Source organism: Rhodanobacter sp. K2T2, from assembly GCF_013408815.1.
In the GTDB taxonomy this organism is placed as follows: Bacteria; Pseudomonadota; Gammaproteobacteria; order Xanthomonadales; family Rhodanobacteraceae; genus Rhodanobacter.
Map to the genome: position 1 here is coordinate 751,690 of NZ_JACCCA010000001.1, position 13,482 is coordinate 765,171.

A 13,482-nucleotide genomic window follows, 5' to 3' on the forward strand; every position below is an offset into this window, starting at 1 on the left:
GGGCGGTCTCAAGAGATTGTAGGGAATCTGACGGTACCTGTTGGTATTTGTGTTGGTATCCGGCCAGGATGCCGTCGCAAGAACTTACAGGTACCGACAATGCTGACCGATACCGCGATACGCAAAGCCAAGCCCGTGGCCTCCCCGCTTAAACTGACCGATGGGGGCGGCATGTACTTGTTGCTGAAGCCGGACGGCGGTAAGTACTGGCGGATGAATTACAGGCACGGCGGCAAGCAGAAGACGCTCGCGCTTGGTGTGTATCCCCTCGTGACCCTTGCCGATGCCCGCCAGCGTCGGGAGGACGCCCGGAAGCTGCTGGCTAACGGTATCGATCCCAGCGCGATCCGGAAGGAGGCTAAGGAGGCTAAGCGCCGAGGCCACCGCCTGCGCCGACACGTTCGAGAAGATCGCGCGGGAGTGGATGGCGTGGCGCGCGGCCAAGGGGGGAGACAGCAGAGACCACTGCGAATAAGGATGGCTGGCGGCTGGAGTCCTACCTATTCCCACACATCGGCCAGCGGCCCATCACAGCGATAACCCCGCTGGAGCTTCGGGACGTTTTGAAAAGGGCGAAAGACGACGGCAAACACGAGACAGCCAGCCGGGTGAAGATCACCGCAGGCCAAGTGTTTCGATGGGCCGTGCTGGAGGGAAAGACGCACACCGACATCACCGGGAGTCTGCGCGGCCTGTTCACGACACCGACCCCCACGCACCGCGCTGCTCTGACAGAGCCGGCGCAGATTGGCGAACTGCTCCGCTCCTTCGATACGTTCACAGGCCAGCTCTCCACCTGCTGCGCGCTCAAGCTAGCCCCGTTGGTCTTTGTGCGGCCCGGAGAGCTACGCAAGACGGAATGGCGGGAGTTTGATTTGGATAGCGCTATCTGGCGCATCCCCGGTGAACGAATGAAGATGAAGGCCCCGCACATCGTGCCTCTATCCACGCAGGCAGTGGCCGTGTTGCGTGAGCTGTTCCCGCTGACCAGCAGAGGTCTTTATGTGTTCCCCAGCGTTCGCACTGCTAGCCGCCCCATGAGTGAGAACACCATTAATGCGGCCCGGCGCCGTCTTGGCTATGGCAAGGATGAAATGACCGGCCACGGCTTCCGCAGCATGCCCGCGTCGCGATTGAATGAGATGGGCTGGAACGCTGATGCCATCGAGCAACAACTGGCGCATGCAGAGTCCAACAAGGTGCGAGCCGCGCACACCCATGCCGCACAATTTCTGGAAGAACGCACCCGCATGATGCAGGCGTGGGCGGACTATTTAGATGGTATACGCGCCCGCAGCAACTTGGTCACACTGTGGCGCAGCGCGTGAGTTCTAAATCCTGGAATCCCAGGATTTAGTACCGGCTTCCCGGTATTTAATTCTCGGGATTCCGAGAATTAGCAGCGTCGCGACCTCGCCACGCTGCTTGCTGCCCGTCTGCCCTGATCTGTTGTTTTCGCCGCCCGGTCGGCTGTCTCCGATGCACCACTCTCCTAACTCAGCACCGCTAGAGCTACCACCGGCCTCTTTCGGTGCGCCGTTCATGCATTATCGAGGATGGAGAACACCATCAAAGACTGCATCTTCCGTTTGAGCCTTTTCGGATTCTTCGGGAAAAGATACACCGTTTTTAAGGCATACCATTTTATCGAGAGATAGGCCGCCTTCCTTGCGAGCGTTGATAGCGTTGCCCTCGGACAAAGCTCAATTTCCTCAGAAAGAAATTTTGCGAAAACCCCTTCTACTCATGATCTGATTGGCACGTAGTCAATTGTGTAAAGGTATTTATTAGGGCATATCCCGTAAAGAACAACTCCCCCAAAAATTTTCGCTACGTAATCGAGTGCTTGATCCCAAGTCAGATTGACCATTGAAGCGGGGAGATGAGGCGCGCCTTCGACAGGTTGCTTTACCGCTGACATGTAGAGAGGAATGCCGTCTGGCTGAATCCCCAGTACTCGCCTAGCGTCTCTTACTTCTTTGCTGCTCTGAATACGCGTTAGTGCCTGTTTTTCGGTGTACTGCTGATCTTGGTCGAAGGTAACTACAGAAATTCTTGTATCAAGAACATTGGCAACTTTGGCAGGCAATTGCCCTATCACAATGCGGACAATCCCGTCCGTTCCTTTCGAAACTTTGACATTCGCGTCATTCCGAAAAACGTCTCGGATCGCCGCAAGTCCCGTGTCGTTCCCAAGCGGCGATTGCACGCGAACACGCGGAAAAGAAACCGTGTAGTAGTCGCCTTCCTTTTCACATGATCCAAGATAGTAGATGCGGGCCGCGCTATTCGTGGATTTGAGGATGGGTTTGAGATATTTAAAAACTGCTTCCTCATTGGCAAATCTAGTATTCTCATTTATTTTTTTTTCCGTCTCTGACATCCCCTGAGCTAATGGCGCCGCTTTCAAGCTCTGCAGTCCCAAGCTCCCCACCGTAAAAACAATCAGTAGAACAATCCGCCTCATATCTGTTTCCATCCCGTTCAAGGCTTGACTATGGTCGTGATGGTAGTCGCCTGCCCATTGGCGAACGTTGCCGTGGTACGCGCTACAGTGCTCAAATTATAGATATTCCCATTAGCATCTTGTATGGAAAATGTTTGATTCGTAGTGATCGTTCCATTCAGTGGAGGATTGTCTGGTGGTTCATGGGTATCAACAATCGTGCCGCTAGTCATATTCTCCCAACCTTGCTCATCGCTATATTTGGCATGCCGATCCATATGCTCCTGCCACTTATAGCCAGGGTTTCTTATGGGCGAATGACATTGATCCATTAGCTGATAAACAACGATATTCGTGCCTGGGTTTTTGAAGCCTGAAATATCATCCCAGCTATTTAGAATAGTCATAGAAGAAGGTACGGGCGGGCCTACTCTGGTAAAGTCTGATCCCCATTGATCTATAGGGGTAAATGGCCCTATCGGCGGCGGCGCACCGGGAGGCGATAGCCCTGTGGGATCGATATAAATCATCGGATTGTTCAGTCCGTAGACATACAGGCCGATACCACCATTGAAGCCGACAGGATCAGGCTGAGGGAAGCGCCCCATAGTCGGGTCGTAGTAACGATGGCCGTTGTACATCAGTCCGGTTTCCGCATCGAAGTACTGCCCCGGAAAGCGTAGATTGAGCGTGTAGCCGTTGGTGGAGGTCGGCGCCTGTTCGCCGAACGGATTGTTGAGCCAGGCCCACGACCAGAGCGTGGTGCCGGTACTGTCGCTCACCGCACGCGGCGTGCCCAACGCGTCGGCGGTGACGTAGTTGACCATGCTGGTACTGCCGACCGTGTCGATGATCGCGACCGGGATACCGCCCATCCAGACGTAATCGCGGTTCGTGGTGCCGTATTCGCCGATCAGGTTGCCCTGCTCGTCGTATGCGAATCGTTGGCTGACCGCCGTCGGCAGCGTGGCCACCTTGCTGATGCGCTGGCCCAGTGCGTTGTAGCCGTAGGTACCGACCGTGTTGCCGTTGGCTTGTACGACAGTCAGGCGGTTGCGGCCGTTGTAGCCGTAGCCCCACGTCTGTCCGGCACTGCTGTTGCCGGTCATGTTGCCGTTGGCATCGCTGGTGCGTGCACCGTTGCCGATGCCGCTGAGCTGATGCGTGCCCGTGGTGTAGCTGTAGCTGCCAGTCGCCAGGCCATTGCCGGTCTTGCTCAGGCGGTCGCCGGTCGGGTTGTAGGTGTAGGACTGGAGCGCGTTGCCGTTGGCGTCGTCCACCTCGACAAGCCGGGACAGCGGATCGTAGCGGTAGGTTTCGCTGGCCGGACTGGCGCCGGGCGTGTTGCCCTCGGCGGTGATGCGCCCCAGCGCATCGCGCGCGAAGTGCAGGTTCAGCGCCGGGCTGGTGATATCGGTCAGCGCGTAGGTCGCATCAAAGGTGCGAGTGACCGTCTGGCCGTTGCCCAGGGTGTAGCCGCTGATCGGGCCGAACGGCAGGTAGGTGATGCCGCTGACCACCGCGCTGGCGCTGCCGCCCACCGGGGTCACCTGCACGCCACTGAGTTGGCCAAGGGCGTTGTAGCTGTCGCTGATCACCGTACCGTCGGGGGCGGTCAACTGGCTCAGCCGGTCACCGGCCGTGTAGGCGTAGCTGGTGGTGTCGGTGGTACTGGCGGTAATCTGCCGCTTCTGCAGCACGTTGCCACGTGGGTCATAGCAATAGACCGTGGTGACGGCGTTCTCGACGATCCGGGTCAGACGACCGATCGGGGCCGAACGGGTGCAACCGGTGACGCTGTTGGCCTCGTCGTAGGCGTAGGTGATGTTGAGCGTGGCATTGGCAAAGGTGGTGCTGATCGGGCGGTTCAGCGCGTCATAACTGGTCGTGCTGACCACGCCTTTGGCATCGGTGTGCACCAGCCGGTTGCCCGCGGCATCGTAGGTATCCGTGCTGGTGCCCGTGTCCGGACTTTGCAGCGACGTGTTGTTACTCAACCCGTCGTAACCGTAGATGGTGTTCAGGCTGTTGGGATCAGTCACCTGCGTCAGCCGATCCAGACTGTCATAGGCCTTGCTGATCGTGGTGTTCGGCGCAAGGGTATCGGTGCCGTTGTAGTCATCGACGGTACTGGTAAGACGATTAAGTGCGTCATAACCGAGCTTACGCTGGATGTTCAATGCATCGACGGACTGCAGCAGATTCCCGTTGGCGTCGTAATTGCCGCTGACACTGGCGTTGAAGACCGTGTGGTTCAACCCGTCGATAATCTCGGTGAGCTGGCCGAGGGCGTTGAACTGGCGCGTCAATGTATGGCTCGCCGTGCTGCTGCCGGCCGTGTAGGTGTTTTCCGCTGTACGGTTACCCGAAGCATCCAGGGTGTACTGGACGTAGTTGCCTTGAGCATCGGTGATCGTCGTGAGCCGATGTGCCGTGTCGTAGCCATAGGTCACCGTGACGTTGTCGGGATCGGTAATGGTCTGCACGGCACCATAGGCCGTGTAGGTGATCGTGGTGGTTGACCCGCCGAGGCTGCGGGTTTTCAACCAGCCACGCGGATAGTAGGTGAAGCTTGTAACGACACCATTGGCATCCTGCTGACTCAGCACGCGACCGGCACCGTCATAGCTCAGGTACGTGGTGGTGTGGCCCAGCGCATCGGTGACGGACTGAAGGTCGCCATGCTTCGACGTGCTGCTGTCGGTGAGGTAGTAAGTGTAGGTGGTGGCCTGGGTCAGATCGGTGCGCGGACCGGTGGCGGTGAGCAGCAAGCCCACAAGGGGGCACTGGGTGGTATCCACGGCAGTGCAGTAGGTATAGGTGGTGCGGCGTACGCTCGCCGGGACGGTACCGGTAGTGGCGCAGGTGTAGGACGCGGCAGCAGAGACGGTCGGATCGATGTCGCAACGAGCCAGGGTCTGGCCGGTACTGTTGTAGACCCAGGCGGTTGAGGCAACGGCGGTGCCGGACGCGTTGAGCACGGTCTGAGTCAACGGCACGCGTAACGCGGTGTTCCAGGTGGTGGTGGTCGTGCGCTGGTTGGATGTGCCCTGAGCCTCGATCTGCTGAGTCAGCAAACCAGCGCTGTTGTATGTGGTCGCCGTGACGTTGTTGTTGAAGTCGGTACGTGAGGACGGATAACCGTTGGCGTCGTAGGTTTGCGTTTGCCACGGCTGACCGCACTGCGTGCCGCAGGCAGCGGAAACGCTCGTCACCTTGAGCGTGCCGAAGCCATCGCTCTGGGGGGTCAAAGTGTAGGAATTGCCCAACGCCAGCGTCAGCGTGGTTGAGCCATTGCTGTTGTAGCTTAATGTGGTGGCATTGGCGCCCAATGCAAAGGTGGAGGAAACCGCCTGGCCCGTGCTGCTGTAGCCGGTGCTGGCGTACCGCGCATTGGCTTCGTCGATGACGCCTGTGAGTACGCTGGGCTGGCTGGTTCCGGAGTTCAGCGATGACTCGTTGTAGGCGTATTGAAGCGTTTTGCCATCCGGGTATTGCACGGAGGTCAGGTTGCGCGTGCTCGGATCGTAGCTATAGGTGAGCGTGCCGCCGTCAGGTTGCGTAACGGTGGCAATGGTCCGGTTGGTGTTATAGGTAAAACCTAACTGACGGCCAGTCGGATCGGTGACCGTCAACAGCAAGTTGGCGGCAGGTGCGATAGAGCTGGGTGTGTTCGCCGTGCTGTAGGTGAGTATGACGGCTTGACCGGAGGCGTCGGTAATGGATTGCAGCAAGCCCGCGGTCGAGTACTGTTCGGTCTGTCGCAGTGGCGCGATGAAGACGGCGTAGCCCGTGGGATTGCCTGACGTATCGTCCTGTTCGGTCAGGGTATCGGCCACATCGGCGTCAGCGGTCCACAGGCCGTTGTTCTTCTGAAACTGCTCGCTGCTGCCATCGGGCCGATAGAGTCGAATAGTGGAAGGATTTTCGCTGCCCGCAACAGCCAACTTGATGGACAAGGAACGATCGAACGAGTGGCGCCATTGAGGTCCCAGGGTAGCCAGCAACGTCGTTGGCAAGCTGTTGTAAAAGCGCCGGAACGTCAGCCATGAGGAACCATGAAAGTCGGTGTCTTGCTGGTATTTGTTGCCCGTAGCGGTATTGATGGGATCGGCTTTCATCGTGGTGCCGGGACAAGTGACCACATTGTCTACGGCACTGCCGACACCACCGTTGCAATCCCCCGCGTCACCGGCATTCTTGCCGGTGTCAGTATCGCTGGCCACGCACTGATCCTTATCGGGGTCAAATGTCTCATTGCTTTGGCAGCTTGGATTGCGGAATAAATAGGTTGCTTGCGTATATGATGAACCGTATTCGGTCACACCTGTTCTGCAATCTTCGACGGTAGCATACGGATCATTGGGATCAGTAGTTACAAAAGGCGCCTCATAAGTGACGGTTCCTCCCCCAGTTGCAGAAGCAGCTAGAAAATATTGATACCAAGCTGTGCACGCCGCCCCTGCGCTGGGATAGGTACCAGTCAATCCGAGATATTTGCCATTCGAGATTGTCCAGGAAGGCGGTGCATCTGCCATGGCTGGCGCAACCATGAACGCCATCAAGAAAAACAAACCAATACGGCGCCACATTCCCATACTCATCCCTGACATACGAATCTCTCTGATTGCCCTTGCGGCGGTTGTCGTGCGATGTATCGCCGTATGTGCTTGCGGATATCGCTAGCACCCCTTAGACCATGCCTATATAGCAAGACACGTGGTAGGCATGTAGCTCCCGTACTGTAGGAAAAAGCTGATTCGCACGAAAGTGTGATGCGCTCCCCATTGGCTGCTCTCGCAGCTTGGCGTGGACAGACTATTTCAGCCATCGAATACGGCTGTCACCTGTAAACATTTATAGTTGCACGTCGCGACGCGTACGGACGATGTCGCCCGAATGATCGCCATGGCTCTATTGTTGAGCAGAAGAGGCGTATTAGCTCTCGAACTTACTGCGCAACGAGACGCTGGAAGAATGGAGTGCCGAGACTTTTGACTCCCGAAAACGAGGAAATAAAAGCTATCGAGTTGACGGTTGTTCGCGACGACGACGCTTCTCACAGCGGATCGCCACGAGGTTTCACAGCTCTTTTCCACCGATTAATTCTCAACTCCGAAAATTCCCGAGTTAACAAAGCCACCGCGACCCGCTTCGCCATGCGCGGGGTTTTTCATGGGCGCGGAAAGCTCCGCTTCAGAGCTCGCGCACCACGCGGAACCCGACGCGGCCGCTGCGCGCGCTGCCGTCGGTGCCCTGACGATAGGCCGAGTTGACCTGGTCGGGGGAGCTGCCCCACGAGCCGCCGCGCACCACGTGGGTGCTGCAGCCGGGGTTGAGCCATGCGCTGCCGTCGCCGGGCGAGCGCACGTAGCTTTCGTGCCAGCAGTCCTGCACCCACTCCGAGACGTTGCCATCGATGTCGTAGAGTCCGAACGGATTGGCGGCAAAGCTCATCACCGGCGCCGGGCCCCAGTAGCCGTCGCGATAACCGCGGAACGCGTTGCTCCAGCGGCGGCCGTTGCGCGAACGGTCGCCGGAGCCGGTAAGGTTTTCCACCGGCTTGGTCGGTGTGCCGTCGCCCCACCAGTAACGTGTGCTCGTACCGCCGCGCAGCGAGTATTCGAACTCGGCTTCGTTCGGCAATCGATAGATCTTGCCCGTGCGCTGGGTGAGCCAGTCCGCATAGGCCTTGGCATCGTTCCACGAGATGTTGACTACGGGCAGATCGTCGGCCGCCTTGCTGCCGGCGTAATCGTCCTGCCAGTTCGCATTGGCGTCGTCGCGCAGTGCGCCGCTGCGCTCGTCGTAGACGCTGGCGCCGCCCAGCCGTATCGAGTCCGGCACGTAACCGCTGTTGCGCACGAACTCGCGGAACTGCCCCACCGTAATGGCACTGCGCGCCATCGCGAAACCCTTGCCGAGGGTCACCGGATGCTGCGGCTTTTCATAGCTGGCGTAGCCGTCCTGATTGTCCGGTGCGCCCATCTGAAAGCTGCCGATCGGCACGACTACCATCATCGGCGACCTGCCGGGGATGTCGACATAGCCATCGCTGAAAATCTGGCCGGGCTTGTGGCCGGCGTAAAGTCGGGCGTTGGTGAGCTGGGTTTCCAACTCGGAAAGCCCGGCGAGATTGGGCTCGATCTGCTGCGCTTGGCTGGCCAGCTTGCGTGCCAGTGCAAGATCGCCGCTGTCCAGCGCCGAATGCGCCTGGGCGAGCACACCGGTGGCGCGCTGCTGGCGCATGTCATCAAGGCGCTTGCTGACGTCCTGCATTTGCTGAGAGCCGGGACGAATGGCCTGTGCCTCGGCGAGCGCGGCGTCGGCTCCGGCGAAATTGCTCTGGGCCAGGGCGGCCAGCGCGCGATCGAGCACCGCCCGCTGCACCTGCATGATGCCCTGCTCGGCCACCGCGTTCTGCGGGTCGAGCCGCTGCACCTGGCGATACATGTCCAGTGCGCTGCCGTCGACCGGCTGATCGGCCTTGCCCTGCGCCAGCAGCGAGGCGGCCTTGGCCAGCATCGGCCGCACGCTGGTCAGGGTTTTCAGATTGGCGGACAGCAGGGCGATATCCTCGGCCGCGTTGGGCAAGGTGCGCAGCGCATCGAGCTGGTCTTTCGCCGCGTCGGCGTCGCCGACCGCAATGTCCTGTTCGATGTCCGCGACCAGACGCGCTTTCACATCGAACAGGCCCTGCGCAGCGCGGCGGCTGTCCGGCTTGGCTTTCAGCGCCTGCGCGAACAGCGCGCCCGCGCTGTTCCTGTCGCCTGCCACCTGGCCGGCCTGCAGCGCTTTGGAAGCACGTGCCAAAAGCGCCTGCACGGCCGGCGGATCGGCGCTGAGCTGCTCAGGCAGATCGGCCTTTTTCTTGCTGTGCGCGACAATCACGCTGATGGATGCCAGCGTCAACGGCGGCCCGGCGTTGACCTCGGCCATGGCCGGTGTGCTTGCCTGCGGCACATCCCGGCCCGGCACGGCTTCGCCCATCGACATGGATCGGCGCGGCGCCTGCGTAGGATCGACGTGCAGCAGGCGCGGAAAAAAGTGATACGTGAGCGCAAACCCCAGCACAATGATGCCCGCCGCTCCACCGAGCGCGCGCTGATTGCGCAGAATTGCATTGCTCGGCATGGATGGGCGTCCCGGGAGTGGCCTGTTATCGTGCGCTGCCCACCATAAGTACAAACCGCCGACAGGGCAATGCATGCCCGGCGCTTTCAAAGGAAGTTCGATGTCCCTGCCCGAGTCCGCCAGCGCCGACTGGATCGATAATCGCGATGCGCTGCAGTCGTGGCTGGCCGACGTGCCCGATGACGCCGCGGTCGGGCTCGACACCGAGTTCATGCGCCGCAATACCTTCTATCCGCAGCTGGCGCTGCTGCAGCTGGGCTGGCAAGGTCGCTACGCGCTGATCGATCCGCTGGCCTTCGCGATCGGCGATGCGCTGGTGCCGCTGCTCGGCGCTGGCCCGGCGGTGACCATCATGCATAGCGCCAGCGAAGATCTGGAAACGCTGTCGCCGATGCTGCCGGGCGGCCCGAAGACCCTGTTCGATACGCAGATCGCCGCCGCATTTGTCGGCATGGGCCTGGGCATCAGCTATCGCGCCCTGGTCGCCGAACTCGCCGGGGTGGAACTGGACAAGGGCGAGACGCGTTCGGACTGGATGCAGCGACCGCTGACTGCCTCGCAGATCAGCTACGCCGCGCTGGACGTGGTGTATCTGAAAACCATCCATGAACAGCTCGGTGAACGCCTGCAGCAGCGCGACCGCAGCGCCTGGCACGCGGAGGACTGTGAACGACTCAAGCGTCGCGCCAGCCAGCGCGCCGGCGATCCGCAGCCGCAGCGCGCGATGCGCGGTGCCGCCGACTGGACGATACCGCAGCAGGCCATGCTGCGCCGGCTGCTGCTATGGCGCGACCGCAGCGCACGCACGCTCGACGTACCGCGGCCATGGTTGCTGGACGATACCCTGGCGCTGACCCTGGCACAGCAGCCGCCGGGCAGCCTCGGCGAACTCGATCAGCGCAGCCGCGGCCAGCGTGCGCTGCGCTCGGCCCAGCGCAGCGAGCTGTTCGCACTGCTCGCAACTGCCGTGAGCGCGGAAGAAATCGACGCCACGCTGCGCATACCCGGGCATCCGCAAGGCGAAGCCAAAAAGGCGCTCGGCGCCATGAAGGAAAGCGTAGACGCGCTCGCCACCGAGCTCGATCTGCCCTCCGGCCTGCTGTGCCCGCGCAAGGCGCTGGAGGAATACGTGGTCACCGCCGAATGGCCGGAATTTCTCGACGGCTGGCGTCACGAGTTGCTGCACGATCGTCTGACCGCGCTTTTGCCCGGCTAGATCTTTCTGGCTGGTCGCCGCCGTGAAGCTTTCGACACCAACGTGCAGCTGCATTTGCCGACCCTTGGCGAACCACGACCTGCGCTGCTAACATCTGCTGGTCACGTGGGGCCTTAGCTCAGCTGGGAGAGCGCGTCGTTCGCAATGACGAGGTCGGGGGTTCGATCCCCCCAGGCTCCACCAATTTCTTGCAACACCGCCCTGGAAACCCACCGTTTCCAGGGCTTTTTTATGGCCATGGATGGCCGACACGCCGGAAATGCAGGAGCCCATTCGGTGATGTTCCTCGCGCCCCTCCCTTTGACGAAACGCCGCGGCCGGTTCTTTCGGAAAAGGGGCGAACGTGCCACTGTTTGTGCCGAGAATCGGGCAGCCGACGCGCTGACCGACAGGCCGCGGCAAACCAGCGGCTCCGCCCTCAATAGCGGCAAAGGGGAATATCTTGATGAAATTCGTTGGGCCGGTCGTCCTGGCCGTCAGCTGCACTTTGGCATGTCCGTTGTCTGCCGCTGCAGGCACGCCCGTTTTCCAGCTGAATGACCTGCAAAAGCTCGTGAACCTCAGCGATCCGCAGATCGCTCCCGACGGCAAGCAGATCGCCGTGATCGTTTCCCGACCGGACTGGACGACCGACAAAAACCTGCAGGACATCGATCTGGTCGACGTCGCCAGCGGAGATACACGCGCCATCACCTGGAAGCGCACGGATATCGCCGCGCCGCGCTGGTCGCCCGACAGCGGCCGGCTGGCCTTTATCGCGCATGACGAGGAAACCAAGCAGGCGCAGATCTTCGTGCTGTCGATGCGCGGCGGCGACGCAACGCGCATCACCGAAACGAAGTACGGCGTGGAATCCTTCAGCTGGAGCCCGGACGGCAAACAGCTCGCCTTTGTGACCGCCGATGAACCCGCCAACGAAAAAGCGATCAAGGCGCATGACGATGCCTTCCAGGTCACCGACAACAACTTCCTGGCGCGCGCCGCGCTGACGCCCTGGCACCTATGGGTAATACCGAGCGCGGGCGGTTCGGCCAAGCGACTCACGCAGGGCAATTTCAGCCTGCAGACCGATCAGCAGGACTCGGCGCCGGTGCCGGCATGGAGCCGCGACGGTCGGCGCATCGCCTTTACCCGATTCCCCGGACCGTACTGGGGGCCGTCGTTCCGATCGGTGATCGCCAGCGTGGATGCGAATGGTGGTGAGCCGCGCACCGTGGTGTCGGGCGAAGGTGCGGGCGACTTCACCTACGCGCTCGACAGCGACACCGCCGCCTATCTGCGCCCGCGCAACGGCGATCAGAACAACGGCAACGCGGTTTATGTCGACAACGGTGCCGATGGACGCGACGTGACGCAGGCCGCCGCGCGCAACTTTTCCAACTACGCGTGGCTGCCACGAGGCAACGCGCTCTTGCTCGCCGGCGAGGACGGCACGCAGGCGGCGCTATGGGAACAGCCGCTGACCGGCACCGCGAAAAAGCTCGACCTCGGCGACGTGCAGGCCAACCCCGAGCTGAGCGTGTCGAACGCGGGCGCGATCGCCTTCATCGGCAGCACGCCGGCACATCCGGGCGAGCTTTACGCAATGTCCTCCACGCACAGCAAGCCGAAGCGGCTGACCAACCTCAACGCCTTCGCCGACAGTCTCATGCTGGGGCACAGTGAATCCATCGAATGGACCGGGCCGGACGGCTTCAAGGAAGACGGTGTGCTGACCTACCCGACCGGATACCGCAAAGGTCAGAAGTATCCGCTGGTGCTGGTGATCCACGGCGGCCCGGCGTCCGCCAGCACGCTGCATTTTTCGCCGCTGCCGCAGCTGCTGTCGGCTGCCGGCTTTCTGGTGTTCCAGCCCAACTACCGCGGCAGCACCAATCTGGGCGACGCCTATCAGCACGCCATTTTTCGCGACACCGGCAGGGGTCCCGGCAACGACGTGATGGCCGGGCTCGCGGCCGTCGAAAAACTCGGCAGCGTCGATCAAAGCCGGATCGGCGTCAGCGGCTGGTCCTACGGCGGCTACATGACGACTTGGCTCACCGGTCATTACGGCATATGGAAAGCAGCCGTTTCAGGCGCCGCGCTGACCGACTGGGTAATGGACTACACCCTGGCCTACTACCAGCAGGGCGACACCTATGTCTTCGGCGGCTCGCCCTGGCTGGCGAAATATCACGATATCTGGCGCGATCAGTCCCCGATCGCGTATGCCCAGAACGTGACTGCACCCACGCTCATCATGGGCGACGTCGGTGATCCCAATGTGCCCCTGTTGAACAGCTACGAGTGGTATCACGCGCTGCGCGACAACGGCGTATCGGTCGAGTTTTACGCCTACCCGGCGGACACGCATTTTCCCAGCGACATCGTGCGAACGACGGACGTCTACAAGCGCTGGGTGGGGTGGATGACGGCGCATTTGTAGGAGCCTGTGCGGCAAGCGTCATCTTGCGCATTTAGTGACACTGCACGTCGACTTGCGATTTTCCGGGCCCGCCTCTAAGAGCCTGTTCACGACCTCCCCGCGCCGGGAGCGGTTTGCGCGCAGAACGAGGGTACGCGGGGAGGCGCCGTGGATGGCGCCGGCTTTGAGGAGCGAGGAGTGACGTGGGTCCACGACCGAGTGATGGCGCCGGGATGCGGGCAAACAGCCCGGGCCCGCAGGGTTGCCACCGAGCGGCCGCCA

At 61.0% G+C, this 13,482-nt stretch carries 7 protein-coding genes and 1 tRNA gene; 5 read left to right on the forward strand and 3 right to left on the reverse strand.

Annotation, left to right across the window (positions count from 1 at the left end):
• Window positions 1-99 precede the first annotated feature (99 nt).
• Together HDE78_RS03340 and HDE78_RS03345 are read left to right on the forward strand one after the other, a co-directional pair.
• Window positions 100-540: an Arm DNA-binding domain-containing protein gene (locus HDE78_RS03340; RefSeq protein ID WP_218861941.1), complete on the forward strand. Its 441-nt coding sequence runs from the start codon at window positions 100-102 to the stop codon at window positions 538-540.
• Between the two features lie 23 nt (window positions 541-563).
• The gene (locus HDE78_RS03345; protein ID WP_179477065.1) at window positions 564-1,328 is read left to right on the forward strand and encodes a site-specific integrase; all 765 of its coding nucleotides are present in this window, start codon (window positions 564-566) and stop codon (window positions 1,326-1,328) included.
• 416 nt (window positions 1,329-1,744) lie between these two features.
• On the opposite strand, the gene HDE78_RS03350 is transcribed toward HDE78_RS03345, so the two are convergent.
• The 3 genes from HDE78_RS03350 to HDE78_RS03360 all read right to left on the reverse strand — a co-directional run bounded on the left by HDE78_RS03350 (window position 1,745) and on the right by HDE78_RS03360 (window position 9,580).
• Complete coding sequence (locus tag HDE78_RS03350) at window positions 1,745-2,467, reverse strand: hypothetical protein (RefSeq protein ID WP_179477066.1); 723 nt, start codon at window positions 2,465-2,467, stop codon at window positions 1,745-1,747.
• Between the two features lie 17 nt (window positions 2,468-2,484).
• Entirely contained in the window at window positions 2,485-6,672 is a 4,188-nt protein-coding gene (locus tag HDE78_RS03355) for an RHS repeat-associated core domain-containing protein (protein WP_179477067.1), read from the reverse strand.
• A gap of 970 nt (window positions 6,673-7,642) precedes the next feature.
• Window positions 7,643-9,580, reverse strand: a complete 1,938-nt coding sequence (locus tag HDE78_RS03360; protein ID WP_179477068.1) for a formylglycine-generating enzyme family protein — start codon at window positions 9,578-9,580, stop codon at window positions 7,643-7,645.
• 100 nt (window positions 9,581-9,680) lie between these two features.
• Between HDE78_RS03360 and rnd the strand changes: the two genes are divergently transcribed.
• The 3 genes from rnd to HDE78_RS03375 all read left to right on the forward strand — a co-directional run bounded on the left by rnd (window position 9,681) and on the right by HDE78_RS03375 (window position 13,221).
• The gene (gene rnd / locus HDE78_RS03365; RefSeq protein WP_179477069.1) at window positions 9,681-10,796 is read left to right on the forward strand and encodes a ribonuclease D; all 1,116 of its coding nucleotides are present in this window, start codon (window positions 9,681-9,683) and stop codon (window positions 10,794-10,796) included.
• A gap of 107 nt (window positions 10,797-10,903) precedes the next feature.
• Window positions 10,904-10,979 (forward strand) — tRNA-Ala (locus tag HDE78_RS03370).
• Window positions 10,980-11,241: 262 nt separating this feature from the next.
• A complete protein-coding gene (locus HDE78_RS03375; RefSeq protein WP_179477070.1) occupies window positions 11,242-13,221 on the forward strand; it encodes a S9 family peptidase in 1,980 nt (659 codons plus the stop codon).
• The last annotated feature ends 261 nt before the right edge of the window (window positions 13,222-13,482 follow it).

Bases quoted from the DNA above. Each gene is read 5' to 3' on its own strand.
- HDE78_RS03350 (WP_179477066.1), bottom strand. From the start codon at position 2,467: ATGAGGCGGATTGTTCTACTGATTGTTTTTACGGTGGGGAGCTTGGGA.
- HDE78_RS03340 (WP_218861941.1), top strand. From the start codon at position 100: ATGCTGACCGATACCGCGATACGCAAAGCCAAGCCCGTGGCCTCCCCG.
- rnd (WP_179477069.1), top strand. From the start codon at position 9,681: ATGTCCCTGCCCGAGTCCGCCAGCGCCGACTGGATCGATAATCGCGAT.
- HDE78_RS03360 (WP_179477068.1), bottom strand. From the start codon at position 9,580: ATGCCGAGCAATGCAATTCTGCGCAATCAGCGCGCGCTCGGTGGAGCG.
- HDE78_RS03375 (WP_179477070.1), top strand. From the start codon at position 11,242: ATGAAATTCGTTGGGCCGGTCGTCCTGGCCGTCAGCTGCACTTTGGCA.